Source organism: Thermosulfuriphilus ammonigenes, from assembly GCF_011207455.1.
Lineage (GTDB): Bacteria > Desulfobacterota > Thermodesulfobacteria > Thermodesulfobacteriales > ST65 > Thermosulfuriphilus > Thermosulfuriphilus ammonigenes.
In genome coordinates, this window is record NZ_CP048877.1 from 1,631,361 (window position 1) to 1,653,375 (window position 22,015).

Consider the following 22,015-nt stretch of genomic DNA (forward strand, 5'->3'; position numbering starts at 1 on the left):
GTTAGACCTTCTCCCCCGGAAGATCGATCCGGCACAGATGTTGTGGGGCAAACCACCTGTAAACCGCGGGGATGACCAGAAGGGTCATCATCGTGGAGGTGAAAAGTCCGCCAATCACCACCGCCGCCAGGGGCCTCTGGACCTCGCTCCCCGTACCGGTGGAGAAGAGAAGGGGTATGAGTCCCAGGGCGCTGGTGCAGGCGGTCATAAGCACTGGTCTTAGCCTCATGGTGGCTCCCTTGATGCAGGCCTCCTCTAAAGCCAGCCCCCGTTCAAGGAGTTGATTGATGCAGGTCACCAGGACCATGCCATTTTCCAAGGCGATTCCGAAAAGGGCGATGAACCCTACGGAGGCCGGAACTGAAAGGTGTTGGCCACTTATAAGGAGGGCCACAATCCCTCCTACCAGGGCCAGAGGGATATTAAGGATGATGAGAAGGGCGTTCTTCAGAGAGTTGAAGCTGGAGAAGAGCAGGAGAAAGACGGCCATCAACGTGATGGGGACCACTACCGCCAGTCGTTTGTTGGCCTCCTGCTGGAGTCTGAACTGCCCTCCCCAGGTGACTAGATACCCGGGCGGAAGATCAACCCGCTCTTCTATGGCCTTCTGGCCTTCTTTTACGAAGGAGCCGATGTCTCGTCCGCTGACGTTGCACTGGATAGTGATAAAACGCTGGTTATTTTCCCGGGTGATCTGGCGCGGGCCGATGATTTCCTTAATTTCGGCGACCTGAGAAAGGGGGACATAACCGCCCCCGGGGGTCTGGAGAAGGATCTGGGCGATGGCCTCTTTGGTGGCCCTGTATTCTTCTTTAAAGCGGACAAAGATATCGAAACGCCGGATGCCCTCAAAGATCTGACCGGCCACCTCACCCCCAACAGCGGCTCTGATGGTCTCCTGAACATCAGATATATTGAGGCCATAGCGAGCTACGGCCTCTCTGTCGGGGCGGATGATGAGCTGAGGGGTTCCGGTTACCTGATCCACCTGGACATCCACGGCTCCAGGAATGGTCTGGATGACCTTGGCGATTTTGTCAGCTGTCCGTTTGAGGACCTCAAGGTCATCTCCAAAGACCTTGATGGCCAGTTCGGCCCGCACCCCTTCAAGGAGCTCATCTACCGTCATCTCGATGGGCTGAGTAAAGTTGGTCAGGACTCCAGGGACCTCTCCCAGCTCCTCCCGGATAAGTTCTTCCAGTTTTTCCTGGGTCTTAACCCGCCATTGTTCCTTGGGCTTAAGGAGAATGTACATCTCTGCGCTGTTTACCGGGTCGGTGTGGGCCCCTACTTCACCGCGGCCGATTCGGGAGACTACACCGGTGACTTCAGGGACCTGCATCAGCCTCTTTTCTACCAGTATGGTGATTCTTTTACTCTCATCTATAGAGATGGAGGGCGGCATGGTCAGCCGGAGAACCAACGTTCCCTCCTGAAGATGAGGGACAAACTCTGAACCCAGCCTCGGAAAGACCAAGGCCCCTGTGGCCAGGACAGCCAGGGCCAGAACCACCGCCAGGTGACGGCGATGGACAAAGAGCCTTACCACCGGAAGGTATATTTTGTTTAGCCAGCGGATAAGGAAGATCTCCTTGGGAGGGGTATCTTCCTTCTTGCCGGAGCGTTTCATGATCAGGGAAGAAAGCACCGGGGCCAGAGAGAGGGCGTAGATTAAAGACCCGAGCATGGCCAGAGCTACAGTGTAGGCCAGAGGCCGGAAGGTCTTACCTTCTACGCCATGGAGGGTGAAAAGAGGCAGAAAGACGATGATGATGATGGCAATGGCAAAGACAATCGGTCTTCCTACCTCAACGCAGGCCTGGGCCACTACCCCCAAACGAGAGGTTCCGGCTTGGGCCTCCCGTAGCTTTCGATCCACGTTTTCTACAATGACGATGGTTCCGTCAACCAGCATTCCGATGGCAATGGCCAGACCTCCCAGTGACATGAGGTTGGCCGACATGCCAAAGTATTTCATGCCCAGGGTGGCGAAGAGGACCGAGAAGGGAATGGCCAAGGCCACCACCAGGCTGGGGCGAAAGCTGCCCATAAAGATCATCAACACCAGGACTACCAGACCGATTCCCTGGGCCAGGGCATTGGTTACCGTGGAGACGCAGGCCTCTACCAGGCTCTTTTGCTCATAGTAAGGGACAACCTTGATACCCTCGGGGAGGATACGATTGATTTCGGCCATCTTCTCTTCTACTCGCTTGATGACCGTGGAGGAGTTGGTCCCGTAGAGTTTGATTACCTGACCTGCGACCACCTCTTCTTCGCCGTTGTGGGTTTGAAGCCCTCGACGAATGGCCCCTCCGATCCGGACTTCGGCCACCTGACGCAGGTAAATGGGGGTACCGTCTTCTGTCTTGACGACGATGTTTTCCAGATCTTTGATGCCTTTGGCCAGCCCTACCGAGCGGACAATGAACTCCTCGGCGTTTTTAATGATGTAGCTGGCCCCGATGTTGTAATTATTGGCCTTTATCCTCTCGATGATGTCAGAGATGGTCAGGTTGTAGCGGAGGAGGGCCTCGGGATCCACCACCACGTGGAACTGTTTCTGAAAGCCACCGATTCCCAAAACCTCCGTTACTCCCGGGACGGTTTGAAGGTGGGGCTTGATGACCCAATCCTGGATGGTTCGCAGATCCTCCAGAGAATATTTCCCGGTTTCATCCTGGAGATAATAGAATAGAACCAGTCCCATTCCGGTAGATATGGGGCCCATCTGGGGGTTGCCAAACCCTGCCGGGATTTCGTTTCGGGCCTGCTGGAGCCTTTCGCTGACCACCTGGCGGGCAAAGTAGATATCTGTTCCGTCCTCAAAGTAGATGTTGACGACCGAGAGACCGAAGTTAGAAATGGATCGGATTTTCTTGAGGCGAGGCAGCCCGTTCATGGCCACCTCTATCGGGTAGGTAACATACTTTTCTATTTCTTCAGGGGCCAGCCCTTCGGTCTCGGTGAAGACCTGGACAAGAGACGGTGTCACATCAGGAAAGGCGTCTACCGGAAGCTGGCGGTAGCTGTAGTATCCGGCCCCGAGGATAATTATACCCAGGACAACAATAAGCAGCCGATTGCAGAGAACAAAATTAACGATTCTTTCCATTACTATCCCCCTTAGTGTTCATCCCCGAAAGATTCCTTCTCTAGCTCTCCCTTGAGGATGAAGGCCCCGAAGGAGACGTACTCCTCCCCTGGCTTAAGGCCGGATAAAATCTCCACCAGGTTCTCTCCCTCCTGACCGGTAGTTACTGGTCGGGGGCGAAAACCATCCGGCTCCCTTACAAAGACGCAGGTCTTCCCGTCTATGGTCTGAAGGGCGCTCTTGGGGACAGCCACCTTGGGAGTAATGGTCTTAACTAAGATATGGGCCTTGACCAGCATTCCTGGTCGCCATAGCCCCTCCGGGTTGGGAAGGACCACTCTGGCCCGGGCGGTTCGGGTGCGCTCTTCAAGGAGGGGGCTTACGTAGTCAATGACCCCTTCGGCCCGAAGGATATTTTCTCCGGCCACCAGAACGACTTTTTGCCCCGGTCGGCAGTAGGGAAGGTCTTTCCGATAAACGGAAATCATCACCCAGACGGTGCTGAGGTCGGCCAGACTGAAGATAACGGTATTGGCCTCCACCCGCTCACCCGGGGTGATATGTTTCTCAATAATGGTGCCGGAAAACGGTGCCTTTATCTCATAGCGGCCCAGAGAATTGTTACTCTCCTTAAGGGTGCGGAGATATTCAGTGGAGAAGCCCAGGGCCAGAAGTTTTTGCCTTAAGGCCCGAAGATTGATGCGGGCCTCGGCCAGGGCCTGTTTGGCATTGAGGTAGTCCTGCTGAGAGGAGATCTTTTTTTCCCAGAGAATCTTTTCTCGCTTAAAATTGGCCTCAGCCAGGGCCAGCCTTTCCTTGGCGGCCAGGTAGCTGGCCTTAAGATCAGCCAGCTCCAGGCTGTCGATGATGGCCAGGGTCTCTCCCCGGCTGACATCCTCTCCCAGCCCGCGGTAGACCTTTCTCACTACTCCAGATATCCGGGGAACGATGTGGGCCAGAAGGTCGGCATTGAAGTTGACCTCTCCCGGAAGATCCAGATACACTGGAATCTCCCGCGGTCCAGCTATGTCCGTTTTGACGCCAAATTCCCGGAGCTCCTCCGGACTCAGACGGACGATCTGCTCTTCGGCGTGGGCCTCTTCGCTTTTTTCTAACTGAGGCTGCTTTTCTTCCTGTCGGCCAAGCCACAGGGCGGTAAGACCAGCTGTTGCTATTAGGGCGATGATTACCAGGATGATTATCGACTTTCTGTCCATTACTTGACCTCCTGCTTGTCCTTATAGGGATAGGCACCTATCAGACGTTCGAGATCGGTGCGGGCCTGATGGTAGCGGGCTAGGGCCTCCAGATACCGGAGACGAAGCTCAAAGAGGGTCTTTTGGGTGTCGAGGACATTGAGGAAGTTAAATTTTCCTTGCCGATAGCCCTCAAGGACCACCTCAAAGGCCCGTCGGGCTCCAGGAATAATGTCGTCTCGCAGGGTGACGCTTTCCTCGTAGGCGGAGAGAGTCCGACGGTAGGCGGCTTCCAGAGCGGCAGATATGTTCACCTCCACAGCCTGACGGCGCATGTTGGCCTGGGATAGACGACGCCGGGCCTCAAGCATTCCGCCCTGATTGCGGTTAAAAACTGGCAGGGGGACGGTGATACCCACTACTACGGCGGATTCATCTACCTCGTTGAGATACCGTATTCCACCGCTTACGGTAATGTTGGGTATCCTTCGGGCCAGTTCGAGGTCTAGGGCAGCCTTACGGCGTTCGATTTCTACCAGCCAGCGTTTGATATCCGGGCTTTCCTTAAGGAGACGATTGAGTTCCTCAAGAGAAGGCGGAGCTTGAATAGAGTCAAGGGTTCCCAAAACCTTGGAAAACCTGGCCTCCCGACTTCCCCACATGGAGGCCAGCTGTCGGCGGGCCGTCTCCAAACTCCGCTTGGCCTTCTCCAGCTTGACCCGGCTGTCAGCCAGCAAGATCTCGGCCCGAGTCTCCTCAACCGGAGGAGCCTTTCCGGCCCGAACCCGGTCAGCAATGACGGCTTTTACTCTTTCGGAGAGCTCTACCAGACGCTCTAGCTGTCGTACTCTTTCCTGGGCGGCCAAGGTCTCTACAAAGGCCTTGGCTGTTTGAGAGAGGACATCCAGGCGCTTTATTTCGTAATCAAGGCTGGAGACCTGTTTGTCCATCAGGGCCAGGCGATACCTTTTGAGACGTTTTCCCGCCAGCTCAATCAGCTGACTTAGCTGAATGGTTGTCTCGGCAGAGGTGAAACCAGAGTAGTCTCCACCACCGGCAAAGTTATCTACGGTAACATCTAGTTCTGGATTGGGTAGAAGACGGGCCTGAAGAGCGCGGGCCTCCTGGGCTCTGATCTCCCAGGCAAAGGTGGATAATTCGGGGTTGCCTAGGAGGGCCAGGGAAAGCGCCCTTTTAAGAGTAAGGGCCCCGGTGGGTTCCTTAAAAACTGCATCTTGGGAGGGGACTTTTTCGTTTTCTCTCGGCCCTCCAGCCTCGGCAACCTTTATCCATTTTGCCAAAAAGAGGGCCAAAATCAGCAAAAGGGCCCCAAAAAACTTTGCTTTTTCCATGACTTAAAGCTCCTCTTGATGCTCTAAATTTTGGATGACCCAGGTCGGTATAATTTTTTACGACCCGGGGGAGGATCCCTTAAAAGGGATTAGGTTAGGTTAGAAGGTTGGGTTAAATTAGAAGAATGGTGCCTGCGAGTTGATCAAGACCAATAGAGGAAAGATTTTCTCCCGGAGGGTGCGGTCTGCCTTTTGGGGTGGACTTAAGGTAGAAAATAACCCTCCAGAGGGAGGAGATCACCTGGGGCTGGAAGAAAAACTTCGGTGAGGATGAAGGACCTTCCTTTGTACTCAAAAGAGGAAGATCCTTACAGTAATCAGCCTTTTGGAAATTCTGATGAAAATTGGGCAGATGGGTGGCCCCTGAGGCACAACACTGCCCCGCTTCTTTTAATTCTAAATTTATCTTGCCAGTTGGTTCCAGACAGAGAACTGTCGACGGCCACCAGCTCTGAACGAGCACCGACAAAATTAGCAGTGATAAAACAAGTCTTCCCTTCACGCTTTAAAGCATATCTTGGAATGAATCCCTGTCAAGGACAGAGATATTTATAAGTTTTTACCTTAATGGTGCCCTTCCTCGTGGCCGGTGCCTTCCTTTTTACCCATGAGGCGGTTGTAGCCCCTGACGCCGATATGGCAGCTGGTGCACTTGGTGTTGGAAGCGAAGGCCATCTCTCCGTTGTGGCAGGCGCCGCAGTATTTACCCTCATAGAGGCTCTTCATGGTGAAGTCGCCGGATTCTTCAGCCGTCCCCGCCGCCATTTCAAAGAGGCCCTCGTGACAGTCATCGCAGGAAAGCCCCTGATCCATATGCTTTTGGTGGTCGAAGACAACGGCCTTAACGGGTTTGGTAAAGATAATCACCCCTCCGTGCTCCTCCTCCTGGGCCTCTGCCTGCCCCACTCCCAACAGAAGACCACAGATGAGGAAGAATAACAGCACCGCTCCGGTAGAGAACCTTTTCATGACCCTCTCCTTTAGCTCTTTAGCCCTTGATATAAAAGATAACGGGTTTGGTGCCAACCTCTGGTCGAAGTACCCAGACCGTTCTTTCAGGTTGGTGGATGAGGCGATAGACCTCACTGTTGGGATCAAGGAGATCACCAAAATGGCGAACTTTAGCCGGACAGGCGGCCACACAGGCCGGCTCTTTTTCTCCCTTGGAAAGGCGGGTGTCAAAGCAGAAGTTACACTTGTCTATGGCCCGTTTTTCCTCGTTGAAATACCGGGCATTATATGGGCAGGCCACCATACAGGTCTTGCAGCCGATGCACTTTTTGTAGTTCATCATGACGATGCCTGTCTTTTTGTCTTTATAGGTGGCCTTGGTGGGGCAGACCCGAACACAGGGTGGCGTGACACAGTGATGACAAAGGGTGGGGATAAACTCAGTAACAAAATTGCCTGGCTCTACCTCCACCCTTCGTTCCAAAATGGTAGTTCGCCAGCCATAAGAAGGTACGTGGTTGGTTTTAGCGCAGGCCTCTTTACAACGCTCACAATCGATGCAGTTATTCTGAATCATCACCATACAATAATGATGCTTATATCCCTTTAAGGCCCGGCTGTAAGCCATTGGCTCAGGCATAACGGCCCGAGCTTCTTCTGGAGAAAGGGGGGTTACCGAGAGGAACATTCCTCCGGCCACCACCCCTGTTATTTTGAGCCCTAACTTAAGAAAGGCCCTCCTTTCCTCATCAAGGATAAAGTCTTTTTTATCTATCCCCTCCTTCACAACTTCCTCCTACTTTTAAAATTTGTGCTTCGTGTATTTTTGCACATTTTGGTTTTGGTTTACAAGTCCCTAATTTGATTCCTCTTCGGTAGAAAGGGAGAGCAGGGCCATGAATGCCGGCAAGATGGCAAAGGGACCAAGGGCAACGAAGAGAATAAGAGAGATAATCATCCAGAAGCCTTCACCAAGGTGGGCGATAATCTTACCGGCTTTTTCCTGTCTAAGACCGTGACTATCCCTGTGGATGTACTTTCCGAGTGTAGCCAGGGCGCGTCCCATGATGACCCCTCCTTCCTGTCAAACCAGCCTTCAGGCTGGGTTTTAAGGCCTCCGGGCCCCCACATCCCGAAGGCCTTGTTTATTGTTAAGCGTCTTCCAGGTGTAAAAGCCCTCCTTTTTTATAAGCGATGCAGTTTTTTCTCTTTTCTTCTGGACAGTTGAGGATCTGCCAGCAGGGCGTAAACCTCAGAAGTTTCTTGAGGCCAGCAATAGTGATACCGTGTTCATGAATAATGGTTCGAATACAAGAGATCCAGGTAATATCGTTCATGGAATAGTAGCGACGCTGACCTCTTCTGATGGGCTTGATGAGCCCCTCCTTTTCGTAAATCCTCAAGGTTCTAGGATGGACTTCCAGCATATTGGCTGCCGTTCCTATGGAGAATATGGCTTTATCTGGTTTCATGGTTTATCCCCTCCCTGTCTAAAGGCTTTCTCCCTCCGTTTTTAATGCCTAAAGTCAAACAGTCTGATGAAGAACCTCTCTCCCAGAAGGAAGAGGGTGCCGCAAATCCCCACACAGCCCATGACGATAAGAAGCTCAGCCACAGAAGGACTGTAGGCGAGGTACTTGGGGGAGGTGATCTCCAGGCCGGAGAACACCGGCACTATCTGGCCCCCAACTACCAAGTCATATCTCTGAACAAAGGCCCCGATAAGAACCATGGCGCAGGCCAGAAACATAGCCGTGGGATTTTCCATCCGGGAACCGAGAAGAAGCAGGAGAGGGAGTATCAGACCAATGGCCACCTCAAAGACCCAGAAATTTACCGCCAGGGGGCCTTTAAGCAGAGCCAAAGCTGCCTGACGTCCCATGTCGCTTCCTCCGGTGAAGATGGAAAGAAAGCGCCAGACGGTAGCCAATATGATGATGAAAAGGAAAAGAGTTACTACCTTGGCTGCGGCCCCCATGGCCCGCCTCATGTCTTGCTCCAGTTCGCGTCCCCTAAGGGCGTAACCAATATAGGTGAAAAAGATGATAGCTGCGGCCCCAGAGAGAATAGCCGAGGCCAGAAAGTAAATAGGCAACTGGGCCCCAAACCAGAAAGGTCTGGAGGAAAGCAGGGCGAAAACAGCTCCCAAATTGGTGTTAGCCCCTACCTCACCAAGCACCCCAAGCACTCCCAAGGCTAGGGCGGTGCCGAAACGGCCAATAAGGAGACAATAAAACTCCAGAATCATTAAGGTGACACAAAGGCCATAAAGGGTCCCCATCCACCAGATGTTTGAGGTCAAATTGGGGGAGAGGACATTATAAATGGCCATTCTCCAGGGGTTCTCCAGCTCAAAGCCAATGGAGGTAAATCCGGCTAAAATAGTCGCAATGGCCAGAAAGAGTCCCCGGTTGCTAAGCGGCTCCAGGGCCTGACCGCCGAAGCCGTGTCCAAGAACTGATAAGATGTAAAGTCCTGTTGAGGTGACTACAAAGAAGACATAGGTAGAGATAAGTATTCCCCAGGGCATCTCCCTGGTGGGGTTGTAAAGGACATGGTGTCCTTTAAAGAAGGCATAAATGCCTGTGGCTAGACCTATCGCGGCCATAAAGGCAAAAAGGGCTGTGACTACATTTATAGAAGGTCTGGCCAGAGCAGGATCTTCACCAACAAAGGTTCTGATCCCAATTGCCTGGGCGTGGACGTGACTGTTGGCCATCTTTCCCTACCTCCTTTCCTTTGTTGTAGGTTTTGTTTACCTAATTTCTTGTCAACAACGTTTGAATTTTTTCTTGACAACGATCGATAAAAGCTTTAGGAGAATAAAAGCCGGGCGCGACCCTTCGCCTGAGTTTTTTGGTGCCGGCTTTTCTCCTCCTGGCCTCGGGCCCCCACCCCGGGGCCAGGAACCTTTGCAGATCAGATACTCTTTTTTTCTCTATCTCCCCCTTTCCTTTTGGTTTTTACTTATTTAAATAAGCAACTGTCATGCCAAGCTTAATTAAAGCTTGTTAAGATTCTCGGAAATAAAGATTGTCAAGTCATTTCAAGCTGAAACATGGATGGTATGGTGGGTGTTCCATTGTCAAGAAACCATATCAATATGGGCGCAAAATGCGCCCATATTGATATGGTTGGCTTCTTTTGAAGGTCTGGCGGAAGAAAAGGGGTGGGCGCAAAATGCGCCCGCTTGAAAGGTGGGCGCAAAATGCGCCCACCTTTCAAGCGGCTTCGTCAGAAGGAATATCGAGTTGATATTTGGCAATTTTTCGCCGGAGGGTATCTTTTGAGATTCCCAACTCTCGGCAGGTGGCCATGCGACGCCAGTTGTTCCTCTTTAGGGCCTGGTAGATGGCCCTTTTTTCTATTTCTTCTAAAGTGAGAGGGGAATCCTCATCTACTAGACAGGGACGGTGCTCGTCTTTTTTCTGGCGTAGGGTAAGGAGTGATTCTGGCAGATGTTCAGGAAGAATAACTCCTCCCCGGCAAAGAATAAAGGAATATTCAATTATATTCTCCAGTTCCCGTATGTTTCCCGGAAAATCATATCTCATGAGGATTTCCAGGGCTTCTTCAGATATTCCCGTAATGTTTTTCCCTTTTTCGGCATTGAACTTCTCAATGAAATGATCAATGAGCAAAGGGATATCTTCCTTTCTTTCCCGTAGCGGTGGGAGTTTTACGGTGGCCACATTAAGACGATAGTAGAGGTCTTCTCGGAACCGGCCTTCATGGACCATTTGAGCCAAGTCTTTATTGGTGGCGGCCACGATGCGAACATTGGCCCGTTTAGTTTCGGTGGAGCCTAAGGGTTCGTAAGTCTTGGTCTCTAAAAAGCGAAGTAGTTTGGCCTGAAAGGCCGGAGAAACTTCGCCGATCTCATCGAGAAATAGAGTTCCGCCTTCAGCGGCAGCGATTTTTCCTTTTTTGTCTCGCTTAGCATCGGTAAAGGCCCCTGCCTTATAGCCAAAGAGTTCACTTTCCAAGAGGGTGTCTGGAAGGGCGCCACAGTTTATGGCCACAAAGGGGCCATCTTTATACTTACTGAGGTTATGGATGGCCAGGGCGATTAATTCTTTCCCGGTTCCGGATTCCCCGGTGATGAGGACGTTACTGCCGCTTTGGGCAATATCAGGCAAGACATCGAAAATCTTCTGCATGGCCGGGCTCTTGCTGACAATGTTTTGGAAGGAAAAACTCTTCCGCAGTTGGCTGCGGAGCTGGATTATTTCTGTCAGGTCACGAAAGGTCTCCACGGCCCCGATTATGTTCCCCTCATCATCGGTTAAGGGGGCAGCGCTTATAGAGACTGGAATGCTTCGTCCATCCCGACGTCGAACATAGATGGCCTGATTCATTACCGGCTTGCCTGTTCTGATGGCCTGGGCAATCGCGCACTTATCACCACAAATACTGGAGTGAAAGATGTTCCAGCAATATTGACCTATGGCCTCTTGGCGATGCCAACCAGTGATCTTTTCGGCGGCCCGATTAAAGGAAGTAATGCGAAAGTCTCGGCCTACGGTAAAGACGCCGTCGGCAATGCTCTCTAAAATAAGGTTCATCTGGAGGCTATCGGTAAGATCTCGAAGACTCATGGAGATGCCAACAATCTGATCTTTATTATAGATAGGGGAGGCGTTGAGGCTTACTGGAACGGCTGAATCCCCTCTTTTAATATAGATAGTTTTATCCACCAGGGTCTGGCCCTTCTCTAGGCAGACGTTGAGGCAGCATCCCTCTTCTTTGGAGTGAGGTCCTTTGATGACCTCCCAACACTTTTTCCCCAGGGCTTGATCACGTGACACGCCAATAATTCTCTCCGCAGCTCGATTAAAGGAGATAATCCGGCCTTTTCTGTCAATAATAATTATTCCCTCGATGAGACTATCTATAATCGCCTGATGTTTTCTTAAAATCTCCATATAAGTCCTCCGGGCTCTCCGGGAACTTTATTTAAAATTTATATATCAATTTTTTCTTGACAACTACAACTTACAAGTATATTTAACTCTTAGATTATAACATACGATAAAAACCATAGATCATATCTAAAATGTAAATAAATATTGCAGTTTTTTCTAAAGCAACAATTTTCAGAAAAGGTTTAAAGGGGTGGGCCATGGGTTTTAAGAAATTTTCTTCCTGGCTTGAGGCTCTACAGAACGAGGGTACGGAGCATCTCCCTTCTGAGGAAAGGCGCCGCTTTTTAAAGATGGGCTTTCTAGTTACTGGAGTATTTGCCAGCGGCAGTCTCCTTTCTTTGGTCAGCAAAGTTAATAAAGTCTATGGAGCCCCGGAGGTATATAGGAGGTCTTATCCCTATCGCCCACACTATAGCATGGTTCTTAAGATAGATCAGTGTGTGGACTGTGAGCGGTGCAAAGAGGCCTGCGCTAAAACCAACCACGTACCTTCTTATGGCTGGCGTACCAATATTTTAGAGCGAAGGATCCCTGTAGCTCCTGACGAATACGTTACCGAATTTATCCCCGTCCTCTGTAATCACTGTAATGTCCCGCCCTGTGTTCGAGTCTGCCCCACCAAGGCCACCTATAAAGACAAAAAGACAGGCATCGTCATAATGAACTACAAAAAGTGCATCGGCTGCAAGACCTGTATGGAGGCCTGCCCATACAATGCCCGGTATTTCAACGAGGAAAAACGGGCCATAGACAAGTGTAACTTCTGCTATGACACCCGCCTTTCCAAGGGAGAGAAGCTTACCGCCTGCGCGGCCGCCTGTCCGGCCGGGGTAAGAATTTTTGGAGACCTCTCCAATCCTGAAAGTCAGGTCTACCAGATGGTTCACAATCCTGAGCGAGTGGTCTGGGTCCTTCGGCCTGGAGCCGGAGCCAAACCAAATGTTTTCTACACCAAAGGTTAAAAAGAGAAGGGAGGGGATAGTGAAGAACGGGGAAAGGAGAAGTTATATGAGGAACTGGATCCTAGGTCTTTTGATCTTGGGTCTTATGGGAGTTTTGGGCTCCTGGCCCGCGATGGCTGAGGATGATGGTGGTGAGGTGATCTTTACCCGGCCGATTAAAGCGGTGATTTTCAGTCATGAGCGCCATGTGAATATGGGGCTTTCCTGCGATGACTGTCACGAGGGCCTCTTTGAAATGGCGGCGGGGACGGCTGAAGAATCCGGCGACTTCACCATGAAGAGCCTCTATGAGGGTAAATACTGCGGCGCCTGCCACAACGGAGAGATGGCCTTCGCTTCCAACACCAAGTGCACCAGCTGCCATATCGGCGTCAGGGGCTACAACCGCCTCATGGGTCCAAAACTAGAGGCCCATGAGCATCATTAATTGGTAAAGATAAAATTTTATCTGAAGGAGGTTTTCTATTATGGCCAAGGCACCAGATAGGGCAATCAGTATTCCGGGAATAGGCGTCGCTGTAAGCCCGGCTTACGCAACTTTGGTGGCCATCTTTGGTCTCATGACCGCCTTGGGAATTGCTGCCGGACTTCACGCTATGGTAAAGGGACATCTTCATACTTTGGGAGTTACCCGTGAGGTTCCCTGGGGGCTTCTAATAGCCACTTATGTCTTCTTCGTGGTTACCTCTACGGGTTTGTGTTTGGTTTCCTCTATCGGTCATGTCTTTGGGGTTCAGAGTCTGATGCCTATAGCCAAACGCTCCGTCTTTTTGGCTATTGCTACCATTATGAGCGGTTTTTTGGTGATCGGCTTTGAGATCGAAAACCCCTGGCGGATGCCCATCTATAATCTTCTTTCGCCGAATCTAACCTCCAATATCTGGTGGATGGGAACTCTTTATGGAGCCTATCTCTTCTTTATGCTGGTTGAGTTTGCCTTGCTCCAGAAAGGGCTCCACAAACAGGCGGCCATTTCCGGACTTATGGGGGTTGTTGCCGGTGTGGCTGCTCATAGTAACCTTGGAGCGGTTTTTGGTCTGCTGAACAGCCGGGAGTTCTGGCACGGCCCTTATATGCCTATCTATTTTATTGCCTCGGCCATGATGAGCGGTGCTGCCGCGATACTCTTCTTTACCTGGGTGGCCTATCGCCTTAATGGCTGGGAGATGAGCTCCAAAATGGAAAAGGCCCTTCGGAATACAGGTAAAATCTTTGCCCTCCTCATTTCGGTGGTGGCCTTTTTTACCTGCTGGAAGATCCTCTCTGGTCTGGCCGGTAAGCCTCCCGGAAAGTACGAAGCCATGATGGCCATTCTCAAAGGTCCTTATGCCCTTAACTTCTGGGGTATGGAAATCATGGCTGGTCTGGTAATCCCCTTTGCCATCATTTTGGCGGCTCGGGCGAGGAATATTCCGGCCATGGCTCTGGCGGGCGGCCTGTGTATTTTGGGGATCTTCTTCATGCGCTATGACCTGGTCGTTGTGGGCCAGATAGTCCCTCATTTCCATGAGCTTGGTGTGCTTGGCCCCGAATACTACAGCTATATGCCTAGTCTCCATGAGATCCTTATCGCCCTTGGTGGTTTTGGTTTCTGTGGGATGGCCTTTCTGATGGGAGAAAAACTCTTTCAGGGGCATATATCTGAGGATCATTAATTAAAGATTCCGGGGAGGGCTCCGGGGAATCTTCCCGGAGCCCTTTATTCTCTTAACCAAAGTCAGATTGAGAGGTGGCCATGACAGAAGATAAATTAACTTTACCTATCTATCCTATTGGCGTTGCTGCTCAGCTTTTGGGTGTTCATCCCCGGACTTTGAGGCTTTACGAGAAAGAGGGGCTCATCAAACCTCACTATCGTGGCTCTAGACGCTTTTTCTCTCAAAGCGATCTTCAGTGGATATCCTGTCTGCGAACCTTGATTCACGAAAAGGGAATCAGCATTCCCGGACTCAAAATGCTTATTCAGCTCACCCCCTGTTGGACCTTGATGAATTGTCCACCTGATCGGCGCCAGCGCTGTCAGGCCTATGAAAACTACCTTCCGGAGACCTGTCAGCGGTGTCGCCAAGACTCTTCAACGGTAGTCTGTGACACCTGTGATACAATTTTGGAGGCAACGGGGGGGAGTTGATATCCTTCCCGGGTCTCACTATCCCCTCCCTGTCGAAAGGCCCTCCCTGGAGGGCCTTTCTTTTTAAGACCAAAGACGAGGTAGGAAACGAGGGGTTTTTTGTCGATAGCTGTCAAATTCGGGACCAAATCGTTTTCTAAGTTCCCCTTCCTCTGCAGGAATGATGATGGTTTGAACGGCTATGAGATCCAGAAAGGCCACTATTAGAAGAGCGAGATATTGAGTGGCCAGGGCCCCGCCAAAGAAAATGAAGCTATGAGCCAGATAGGTTGGATGACGGCAGATCCTAAAGGGACCGTCAGTAACCAGGCCTTTCTTTATCCGGGGGACAATCTCTGGAAGCCCCAAAATTCGTAAACCAAGGGTCTGGATTGTCCAGACCTGAAGAATGATTCCTACTATCAGGGCCAACCATCCTAGGTAAGATAAGCCAAGAGGTACGGGATAGAGCTTATCTATTTGGGGCCATAATCTCCAGAGTCCTAAGGCTATAGCCAGCCAAACCATTCCAACCAAAGGGTAGATGAAAAGGCCCAGACGTCGAAAAAACGAAGGCTTAAGTCGGAGGGGGATCCAAAACAGGGGTATAAGGGGCCAGAGAACCACCAATATACGGGCTAAAAGTTCTCTCATTGTAGTGAGACGTTCCAGATAAATTCTTAAAAAATTGAAAATATTTTATGCGCTCTGGCTAAAAAGTCTAAAGGGAATTCCTCCTTTTAGGCGATTAAAATATTAAGGAGGGATGACCATGTCAGGGACGATATGGGCTTTTAAAGTGGTAGACAGAAAGGTCTTTATAGGTGAAGAGCTTAGGCGCCCAGCCGTTACCGGAGGCTGTAATGAACCTTTTATGGGCCGTTTTTGGTGTCCGGAGAAGAAATGGTTTCGGAAAACACCTTGTCCATTTTCGAGTCGCTATGAATGCCTAAGCTTCCGTTGGCAGTGTGGTTGTTTGGATTAGAGTCCGGCCCAGGTTTATTTCTGCCTCTGATGGGCGAATGTAAAGAGGCCTTATTTCTCGAAGGTCGTCTATGTCTTGGTGAGCCAGGCGGTAGGAGGCCAGAATTCCTATAGTCCCTGGCCGGACATGGCTAAGGTGGGGAGGAGCCAAGACGATTTTTTTCTTCAGAGCTTCCTTAAAAAAGCTTTTGTAAATTTCCAGCCCCGGTCCCAAAAGATAGATCCTTTCTCTAAAGGAAAGCAGTCTTTCGGCCAGCTCCTGGGGGCTTATAGCTAGGTAATCCGAAATACGATGTCCTCTGCGGTAAAGGGCGGCATAGACTTGGGATTTTTTGGCGTCAAGTAGGGGACAGACGATCCCCTGGACTTCCGGGAGGTGGCTAGCTAAGGCATCTAAGGTAGGAATGCCCAGAATGTTGCATTTTAGAGCGTAGGCTAGCCCTTTGGCGGTGGCCAGACCAATGCGCAGGCCGGTAAAGCTTCCTGGCCCCAGGCTTACCGCCACTGTGGTGATATCCTCTATCTTCCTAGCTTGACGCTGAAGGAGGATTTGGGCCGCCCATAATAGTCTTCTTGAATGGGTCTCCGGGCCGGCCAGCACAAGTTCGCCCAGAATTTTTTCTCCTTCAAGCAAGGCCACCCCACCAAAAAGACCGGAGGTCTCCAGGGCTAAAATGAGTTCGTTTCCCATTATCGCTGACTTAAAAGTCGAAGGATATCGTTGTAGAAGACGAAGATCATAAGAGCAATAAGGATGACCATACCTATCTGCTGGGCGATTTCCCTTTTGCGTACCGAAATGGGGCGCCCTATGAGGGCCTCAAGGGCGAAGAAGAAGAGATGACCGCCATCAAGGACAGGAATAGGGAGGAGGTTTAAAATTCCTAGGTTTACAGAGAGCACCCCGGTAAAGAAAACCAGATTAGCCAGACCGGCCTTGGCCTGTTCTCCGGCCATTTGGGCAATAAGAATAGGGCCGCCCAGGGTGGAGAAGGGCAGGACCCTCTGAATAAGCTTAATAAAGCCCTGGACAGTCAGAGAGATGATGCCCCAGGTGCGCTCTCCAGCCTCTTTTAGAGCCTGAAAGGGACCAACCCTTTCTTTGGCAAACTTGCCCGCCGCCGTGATTCCAATTATGGGAATAGCTATCTCCTCGCCAAAGATGTTCCTGACCTTTTTGATCTGAGGGGTAACTTCAATTTCAAGAATCTGGCCCTTTCGATCTATCTTCAGCCTTACCGGTCGGCCCCGGGAGGCTTTAATGGCCCGGGAGACCTCTTCCCAGCGGCGGACTGGTTGCCCATCTACAGCGATTATTCTGTCTCCGGGAGCGATCCCAGCCGCCTCGGCTGGACTTTTGGGCTGGACCTGGGCCACCTCCGGTAGCAGGTAGGGAATTCCCGAGAAAAGAAATGTTCCGGCAAAAAGAAACCAGGCCAAAAGAAGATTAGACACCGGGCCGGCAGCTACAATAAGGACTCGTTGAATAAGAGGCTTGTGACTAAAGGCCCGAGGAAGCTCTTCCTCGGGGATAGGATCCTCTCCTCCCTCACCCAGCATTTTTACATACCCGCCTAGAGGGATAAGAGAGAGACAGTAGTCGGTATCCCCACGGGTAAAACCCCAGATACGAGGGCCAAATCCTAAAGAGAAACGAAGAACTTTAACGTCAAAAAGTCTGGCCATCAGAAAATGGCCCAGCTCATGGATAAGGATGAGCACGCTAAGGACTAAAACGACAGCCAGGGCAGGGGACACCTTTTAGGAAACCTCCTCCAAAACTAGAGCTTCGGCCTGGATACGGGCCAAAAGGTCTATCTCCATTACTTCCTGAATAGAATGAATGTCTCTTATCTCTACCATAGAGAGAGTTTTTTGCACTATGGGAACAATGGCCGAAAAGGGAATCTGACCTTGAAGAAAGGCCGCTACCGCCACCTCATTGGCGGCATTAAGGACGGCAGGAGCCCCTCCTCCCTCGGAGATCGCCTTGTAGGCCAAAGCAAGAGCGGGAAAACGTTTAAGATCCGGCTCTTCAAAAGAAAGGGGTGAGGCCTTGGCCAAATCAAACTCGGGGAGTTCAAGAGGGAGCCTTTCGGGCCAAGAAAGGGCGTAGGCAATAGGAATCCTCATGTCTGGGGGGCCCATTTGGGCGATAAAGGATCCGTCTTGATATTCCACCAGGGAGTGGACGATACTTTGAGGGTGAATAAGAACCTTTATCTTTTCTGAGGGAAGCCCAAAGAGGAAGTGGGCCTCAATGACTTCAAGGGCCTTGTTCATCAGGGTGGCCGAATCCACCGAAATTTTGGCCCCCATTTTCCAGCGAGGATGAGCCACCGCCTCTTCAGGGGTTACTTTGTCCAGTTCGTGCAGAGGTCTTCTCAGGAAAGGTCCTCCCGAGGCAGTGAGAACTATTTTCTTGACCTCTCGAGCAGGGTTGCCGCAGAGGGCCTGAAAGATAGCCGAATGTTCACTATCTACAGGAATAATCTTGACTCCTCGGCGTTTGGCCTCCTCCATAACTAAGGGGCCGGCCATAACCAGAGTTTCCTTGTTGGCCAAGGCGATGTCCTTTTGAGCTACAATGGCCTCATAAGTAGGCAGAAGCCCTACCGCTCCCACTAAGGCCGAGACTACCAAATCCCCTGAGGGCCATGTGGCTACCTTAATCAATCCTTCCCGTCCACTTACGATGGTTAAGTTTTTAATTCCTTTATGACGGAGCCTTTCTTCTAAGGCTTTAGCCAGATCTGGCCGTTTTACCGAGACGATCTCCGGGGAAAATTCTTCTATCTGATCGGCCAACAGGGAGATATTCTCTCCAGCGGCTAAGGCAACTATCTGAAAGCGATCCCGAAAACGCCGAACGACGTCCAGCGTATTTGTTCCTATGGAACCTGTAGATCCGAGAAGAATTATTCTCTTGCTTTTCATAGGATGGCCTTAAGCCAATAATAGAGAGCCGGGGTGGCTAGAAGTAAGGCATCGACTCGATCCAGTAAGCCGCCATGACCAGGAAGAAGACGGCCCGAGTCCTTCACCCCTACGGCTCGTTTAATCACCGATTCGAAAAGGTCTCCTATCTGTCCGATAAACCCCAAAAATATTCCTAACTCAGCCAGCGAGAACAAGGTCCAGGAGGGGAAAAAAAGCCTTCCCAACACCATGGCCGCGGCCCCGGAACCGACCAGCCCTCCTATGGCTCCCTCAACAGTCTTCTTAGGGCTAATTCTTCGAGCCAAAGCATGCCTTCCTAGGGCTCGGCCACTATAGTAGGCTAAGGTATCACCGGCAAAGATGACGCCCATGAGAAACAGAAGCCAGAAACGCCCCTGAGGAAGATCGGCGATAAGTCCCAAATGAACAAAGGTAAAAGGTAAATATAGCAAACCGGCCAAAAAGGCGCAGATCCGGAAAAGATGTTCCAGTCCGGGCTGGTAGCTTACCAGGGCGAGGCCGGCGACGATCAAAAGACTTCCGTAGATAAAGGGCCAGGGAGTAATTCCTAAATAAACTACTGTCCCTAGACCTAGGGAAAGGACCATCAGAGTGCCTTCAAAGAGGCGATTCCGAAGAACCATGGCCCCATATTCATGAGTTGCCAGGGTCAAGGCCCCAAGAAGAACAGCCCAAAGGGTGCCCCGCCCTCCATAAAGAATAAGGAGGAGCAGCAGAGGGATAAGGACAAGGGCGGTGATTACTCTTTTCCGGTGCACCTTATCTGCTCACTGGTAAGGCCAAAGCGCCTCTCTCTTTGGCTATATTCTTCCAGAGCGGCCATGAATTCTGCCTCTCGAAAGTCAGGCCAGAGGGTAGGGGTGATGTAAAGTTCACTATAAGCAGATTGGTAAAGAAGAAAATTTGAAAGCCTCATTTCCCCACTGGTGCGAATGATAAGATCTGGATCCGGTAGCCCGGCGGTATAGAGATAGTTGGCAAAGATGTTTTCATCGATCTCATCGGGACGTAAATGTCCTTTGAGGCAAGCCTCGGCCAGAATTCGAGCCGCTCTGGCTATTTCAGCTCGTCCTCCGTAGGAAAGGGCAAGGTTGAGAATCATCTCCCGGGCCGAAGAGGTTTCCTCTATGGCCTGAGAAAGGGCCTGGTAGGCCTTGGGAGGCAGAAGCTCTGTTTCTCCAATGGCCATCAATTTGATGCCTTGTCTTTTAAGCTCTGGAAGTTCCCGCTTGAGATAAAATCTCAGCAGCCCCATCAGGGCGGCCACCTCAGCCCGGGGACGTTTCCAATTCTCTTTGGAGAAGGCATAGAGGGTTAAGACCTTTATCCCCAGGCGGCGGGCCTCTCTCACCACAGCCCGGACAGATTCCAAGCCCTCCTTATGGCCAGCTACCCGGGGAAGCCCTCGCTTTTTGGCCCACCGGCCGTTTCCGTCCATAATTATAGCTACGTGCTGAGGAAGTCTTTTAAGGACCATAATTCTTAAAACTTTGCCGAAAAGAGAAAAAAACTTTAAAAATCAAAAGGGGGCCTTACGGCCCCCAGGTCAATAGCAATATCTTCACTTAAACACTCATAATCTCTTTTTCTTTCTCCTCCAGGATCTTGTCCACCTTCTTGATGTATTCATCGGTCACCTTTTGGACTTCTTCCTGTCCTCGATAGAAGTCATCTTCGGAGATTTCCTTGTTCTTCTTCATGCTCTTGAGTTGATCGAGGGCCTCCCGGCGGATGTTTCTCAGGGCCACCCGGCCTTCCTCGGCCATCTTGCGAACCACTTTAACCAGTTCTTTCCGTCGTTCTTCAGTAAGTGGGGGAACATTGATGCGAATAATCTTGCCATCACTAGTAGGAGTAAGTCCAAGGTCAGAGCGCATGATGGCCTTTTCGATTTCCGAAATAATGCTGGCATCCCATGGCTGGATGACAATAGTCCGGCCCTCAGAAACCGAGATAGTTGCTACCTGATTGAGGGGCATCGGATTGCCGTAATATTCCACCTTGATGCCATCCAGTAGAGCTACGGAGGCCCGACCTGTCCGGACCCGGGCAATTTCTCTCCGGAAGGCCTCAATGGATTTGTCCATCTTTTCTCGGGTCTGTTTGATCAAGGTTTTCATGACCACCTCCTTAGTTGGAGACCGTGGTCCCCACTGGTTCGCCCAGGACGGCCCGCTTGATGTTCTGGGGTTGCCGAAGATTAAAGACTACAATCGGGAGTCTATTTTCCATGGCCAGAGATATGGCCGTAGCATCCATAACTTTAAGACCGCGTTCTAAGACCTCCTGATACCGGAGATGATCAAATTTACGGGCCCGGGGGTCTTGGAGTGGATCCCGTTCGTAGACACCATCGACCTTAGTAGCCTTAAGAAGGGCCTCGGCTCCAATCTCCAGAGCCCTTAAGGCTGCGGCCGTGTCGGTAGTAAAAAAGGGGTTGCCTGTGCCGGCGGCGAAGATAACTACCCGATTTTTTTCCAGATGCCTTATTGCCCGCCGCCGAATGTAGGGCTCAGCCACCTCTCTCATCTCAATGGCTGACTGGACCCTTGTGGTTACCCCTTGACGCTCTAAAGCATCCTGAAGGGCTAGAGAATTAATGACGGTGGCCAGCATACCCATGTAGTCGGCCGAGGCCCGATCCATACCTTTAGAGGCCCCGGCCACACCGCGGAATATATTACCTCCGCCAATGACTATCCCTATCTCAACCCCGAGACGATAGACTTCGGCTATCTCCCGAGCAATCTCATCCATTACTTCCGGGCTGATCCCAAAAGGGGTGTCACCAAGAAGGGCCTCCCCGGAGAGCTTGAGGAGAATTCTCTTATAGCGGAGATTGTCCTGGCCCATAGAGGACATCGACACCTTCAGGCCTCCTCGCCTACCGCGAATCGAGCAAAGCGACGGATGACAATCTTTTCTCCGGTTTTAGCCATCATCTCGTTGAGAAGATCCTGGATGGTTATCTCTGGATTTTTGATAAAGGCCTGCTCCAGAAGACAAACTTCTTTGTAGAACTTCTCCAGCTTCCCCTCGACAATCTTTTCAATTATCTTTTCCGGCTTACCGGACTCCCTGGCCTGGGCTCGGTAGATTTCTTTTTCTTTCTCGATGACCTCTTCAGAGAGATCCTCCCTTTGGACACAGAGGGGGCTAGCGGCGGCGATTTGCATGGCGATATCGTGGGCAAACTGCTTAAACTCCTGGGTTTTGGCCACGAAATCTGTCTCACAATTGACCTCTACCATAGCCCCCAACTTGCCACCGGCGTGGATATAAGCGGCCACGGTGCCCTCACTGGTGGCCCGTCCAGCCCTTTTAGCGGCCACGGCCAGCCCTTTCTGTCGGAGCCAGGCCACAGCCTTGTCCATATCCCCACCACATTCCTCAAGGGCCTTTTTGCAATCCATCATGCCGGCCCCGGTGCGGGCCCGAAGTTCCTTTATCATCTGCGTAGTAACCGCCATAAAATTTCCT

General features: G+C 51.2%; 22 protein-coding genes. 4 read left to right on the forward strand and 18 right to left on the reverse strand.

What is annotated here, in order from left to right; translation table 11 throughout:
• Nucleotide 1: 1 nt before the first annotated feature.
• The 9 genes from G4V39_RS07955 to G4V39_RS07995 form a co-directional block, all read right to left on the reverse strand.
• Nucleotides 2–3,115, reverse strand: a complete 3,114-nt coding sequence (locus G4V39_RS07955; RefSeq protein WP_166032424.1) for an efflux RND transporter permease subunit — start codon at nt 3,113–3,115, stop codon at nt 2–4.
• Nucleotides 3,116–3,126: 11 nt separating this feature from the next.
• Nucleotides 3,127–4,311, reverse strand: coding sequence for an efflux RND transporter periplasmic adaptor subunit (locus G4V39_RS07960; RefSeq protein WP_166032425.1), 1,185 nt, complete (start codon nt 4,309–4,311; stop codon nt 3,127–3,129).
• A complete protein-coding gene (locus G4V39_RS07965; protein ID WP_166032426.1) occupies nt 4,311–5,642 on the reverse strand; it encodes a TolC family protein in 1,332 nt (443 codons plus the stop codon). Before G4V39_RS07965 ends, G4V39_RS07960 begins: the two co-directional genes overlap by 1 nt.
• Before the next feature lie 564 nt (nt 5,643–6,206).
• The gene (locus G4V39_RS07970; protein WP_166032427.1) at nt 6,207–6,611 is read right to left on the reverse strand and encodes a cytochrome c3 family protein; all 405 of its coding nucleotides are present in this window, start codon (nt 6,609–6,611) and stop codon (nt 6,207–6,209) included.
• 19 nt (nt 6,612–6,630) lie between these two features.
• Nucleotides 6,631–7,380, reverse strand: a complete 750-nt coding sequence (locus G4V39_RS07975) for a 4Fe-4S dicluster domain-containing protein (protein WP_246169641.1) — start codon at nt 7,378–7,380, stop codon at nt 6,631–6,633.
• A 69-nt stretch (nt 7,381–7,449) separates the two neighbouring features.
• A complete protein-coding gene (locus G4V39_RS07980; protein ID WP_166032428.1) occupies nt 7,450–7,659 on the reverse strand; it encodes a hypothetical protein in 210 nt (69 codons plus the stop codon).
• An 85-nt stretch (nt 7,660–7,744) separates the two neighbouring features.
• Nucleotides 7,745–8,065 carry a MerR family transcriptional regulator gene (locus G4V39_RS07985; RefSeq protein ID WP_166032429.1) on the reverse strand — a complete coding sequence of 107 codons (321 nt, stop codon included), beginning with the start codon at nt 8,063–8,065 and terminating at the stop codon, nt 7,745–7,747.
• A gap of 41 nt (nt 8,066–8,106) precedes the next feature.
• On the reverse strand, nt 8,107–9,312 hold the full coding sequence (gene nrfD / locus G4V39_RS07990; protein WP_166032430.1) for an NrfD/PsrC family molybdoenzyme membrane anchor subunit: 1,206 nt from the start codon (nt 9,310–9,312) through the stop codon (nt 8,107–8,109).
• A gap of 502 nt (nt 9,313–9,814) precedes the next feature.
• Complete coding sequence (locus tag G4V39_RS07995) at nt 9,815–11,518, reverse strand: sigma 54-interacting transcriptional regulator (RefSeq protein WP_166032431.1); 1,704 nt, start codon at nt 11,516–11,518, stop codon at nt 9,815–9,817.
• Nucleotides 11,519–11,715: 197 nt separating this feature from the next.
• Between G4V39_RS07995 and G4V39_RS08000 the strand changes: the two genes are divergently transcribed.
• The 4 genes from G4V39_RS08000 (at nt 11,716) to G4V39_RS08015 (ending at nt 14,611) form a co-directional block, all read left to right on the forward strand.
• On the forward strand, nt 11,716–12,480 hold the full coding sequence (locus G4V39_RS08000) for a 4Fe-4S dicluster domain-containing protein (protein WP_166032432.1): 765 nt from the start codon (nt 11,716–11,718) through the stop codon (nt 12,478–12,480).
• Nucleotides 12,481–12,526: 46 nt separating this feature from the next.
• Nucleotides 12,527–12,907 (forward strand): cytochrome c3 family protein, encoded by a 381-nt coding sequence (locus G4V39_RS08005; RefSeq protein WP_166032433.1) that lies wholly within the window; start codon nt 12,527–12,529, stop codon nt 12,905–12,907.
• Nucleotides 12,908–12,947: 40 nt separating this feature from the next.
• Nucleotides 12,948–14,135 carry an NrfD/PsrC family molybdoenzyme membrane anchor subunit gene (gene nrfD / locus G4V39_RS08010; RefSeq protein WP_166032434.1) on the forward strand — a complete coding sequence of 396 codons (1,188 nt, stop codon included), beginning with the start codon at nt 12,948–12,950 and terminating at the stop codon, nt 14,133–14,135.
• Nucleotides 14,136–14,215: 80 nt separating this feature from the next.
• A complete protein-coding gene (locus tag G4V39_RS08015; RefSeq protein ID WP_166032435.1) occupies nt 14,216–14,611 on the forward strand; it encodes a MerR family transcriptional regulator in 396 nt (131 codons plus the stop codon).
• A gap of 63 nt (nt 14,612–14,674) precedes the next feature.
• On the opposite strand, the gene G4V39_RS08020 is transcribed toward G4V39_RS08015, so the two are convergent.
• From G4V39_RS08020 to tsf, 9 genes are all read right to left on the reverse strand, one after another.
• Entirely contained in the window at nt 14,675–15,244 is a 570-nt protein-coding gene (locus G4V39_RS08020) for a methyltransferase family protein (RefSeq protein WP_166032436.1), read from the reverse strand.
• A 295-nt stretch (nt 15,245–15,539) separates the two neighbouring features.
• Nucleotides 15,540–16,265: a tRNA (adenosine(37)-N6)-threonylcarbamoyltransferase complex dimerization subunit type 1 TsaB gene (gene tsaB, locus G4V39_RS08025; RefSeq protein WP_166032437.1), complete on the reverse strand. Its 726-nt coding sequence runs from the start codon at nt 16,263–16,265 to the stop codon at nt 15,540–15,542.
• Complete coding sequence (gene rseP, locus G4V39_RS08030) at nt 16,265–17,332, reverse strand: RIP metalloprotease RseP (protein ID WP_166032438.1); 1,068 nt, start codon at nt 17,330–17,332, stop codon at nt 16,265–16,267. Before rseP ends, tsaB begins: the two co-directional genes overlap by 1 nt.
• 3 nt (nt 17,333–17,335) lie before the next feature.
• Nucleotides 17,336–18,511, reverse strand: a complete 1,176-nt coding sequence (locus tag G4V39_RS08035) for a 1-deoxy-D-xylulose-5-phosphate reductoisomerase (RefSeq protein ID WP_166032439.1) — start codon at nt 18,509–18,511, stop codon at nt 17,336–17,338.
• The gene (locus tag G4V39_RS08040) at nt 18,508–19,293 is read right to left on the reverse strand and encodes a phosphatidate cytidylyltransferase (protein WP_166032440.1); all 786 of its coding nucleotides are present in this window, start codon (nt 19,291–19,293) and stop codon (nt 18,508–18,510) included. The genes G4V39_RS08035 and G4V39_RS08040 overlap by 4 nt, the downstream gene beginning before the upstream one ends.
• Nucleotides 19,275–20,012, reverse strand: coding sequence for an undecaprenyl pyrophosphate synthase (gene uppS, locus G4V39_RS08045; protein ID WP_166032441.1), 738 nt, complete (start codon nt 20,010–20,012; stop codon nt 19,275–19,277). Before uppS ends, G4V39_RS08040 begins: the two co-directional genes overlap by 19 nt.
• 88 nt (nt 20,013–20,100) lie before the next feature.
• Nucleotides 20,101–20,655 (reverse strand): ribosome recycling factor, encoded by a 555-nt coding sequence (gene frr / locus G4V39_RS08050; protein WP_166032442.1) that lies wholly within the window; start codon nt 20,653–20,655, stop codon nt 20,101–20,103.
• Between the two features lie 10 nt (nt 20,656–20,665).
• On the reverse strand, nt 20,666–21,397 hold the full coding sequence (pyrH, locus tag G4V39_RS08055) for a UMP kinase (protein ID WP_246169803.1): 732 nt from the start codon (nt 21,395–21,397) through the stop codon (nt 20,666–20,668).
• A gap of 8 nt (nt 21,398–21,405) precedes the next feature.
• Nucleotides 21,406–22,005 carry a translation elongation factor Ts gene (tsf, locus tag G4V39_RS08060; protein WP_166032443.1) on the reverse strand — a complete coding sequence of 200 codons (600 nt, stop codon included), beginning with the start codon at nt 22,003–22,005 and terminating at the stop codon, nt 21,406–21,408.
• Nucleotides 22,006–22,015 lie beyond the last annotated feature (10 nt).

Coding starts and splice junctions, on each gene's coding strand:
- G4V39_RS07955 (WP_166032424.1), bottom strand. CDS start 3,115: ATGGAAAGAATCGTTAATTTTGTTCTCTGCAATCGGCTGCTTATTGTT.
- G4V39_RS07960 (WP_166032425.1), bottom strand. CDS start 4,311: ATGGACAGAAAGTCGATAATCATCCTGGTAATCATCGCCCTAATAGCA.
- G4V39_RS07965 (WP_166032426.1), bottom strand. CDS start 5,642: ATGGAAAAAGCAAAGTTTTTTGGGGCCCTTTTGCTGATTTTGGCCCTC.
- G4V39_RS07970 (WP_166032427.1), bottom strand. CDS start 6,611: ATGAAAAGGTTCTCTACCGGAGCGGTGCTGTTATTCTTCCTCATCTGT.
- G4V39_RS07980 (WP_166032428.1), bottom strand. CDS start 7,659: ATGGGACGCGCCCTGGCTACACTCGGAAAGTACATCCACAGGGATAGT.
- G4V39_RS07985 (WP_166032429.1), bottom strand. CDS start 8,065: ATGAAACCAGATAAAGCCATATTCTCCATAGGAACGGCAGCCAATATG.
- nrfD (WP_166032430.1), bottom strand. CDS start 9,312: ATGGCCAACAGTCACGTCCACGCCCAGGCAATTGGGATCAGAACCTTT.
- G4V39_RS07995 (WP_166032431.1), bottom strand. CDS start 11,518: ATGGAGATTTTAAGAAAACATCAGGCGATTATAGATAGTCTCATCGAG.
- G4V39_RS08000 (WP_166032432.1), top strand. CDS start 11,716: ATGGGTTTTAAGAAATTTTCTTCCTGGCTTGAGGCTCTACAGAACGAG.
- G4V39_RS08005 (WP_166032433.1), top strand. CDS start 12,527: ATGAGGAACTGGATCCTAGGTCTTTTGATCTTGGGTCTTATGGGAGTT.
- nrfD (WP_166032434.1), top strand. CDS start 12,948: ATGGCCAAGGCACCAGATAGGGCAATCAGTATTCCGGGAATAGGCGTC.
- G4V39_RS08015 (WP_166032435.1), top strand. CDS start 14,216: ATGACAGAAGATAAATTAACTTTACCTATCTATCCTATTGGCGTTGCT.
- G4V39_RS08020 (WP_166032436.1), bottom strand. CDS start 15,244: ATGAGAGAACTTTTAGCCCGTATATTGGTGGTTCTCTGGCCCCTTATA.
- tsaB (WP_166032437.1), bottom strand. CDS start 16,265: ATGGGAAACGAACTCATTTTAGCCCTGGAGACCTCCGGTCTTTTTGGT.
- G4V39_RS08035 (WP_166032439.1), bottom strand. CDS start 18,511: ATGAAAAGCAAGAGAATAATTCTTCTCGGATCTACAGGTTCCATAGGA.
- uppS (WP_166032441.1), bottom strand. CDS start 20,012: ATGGTCCTTAAAAGACTTCCTCAGCACGTAGCTATAATTATGGACGGA.
- frr (WP_166032442.1), bottom strand. CDS start 20,655: ATGAAAACCTTGATCAAACAGACCCGAGAAAAGATGGACAAATCCATT.
- pyrH (WP_246169803.1), bottom strand. CDS start 21,397: ATGTCCTCTATGGGCCAGGACAATCTCCGCTATAAGAGAATTCTCCTC.
- tsf (WP_166032443.1), bottom strand. CDS start 22,005: ATGGCGGTTACTACGCAGATGATAAAGGAACTTCGGGCCCGCACCGGG.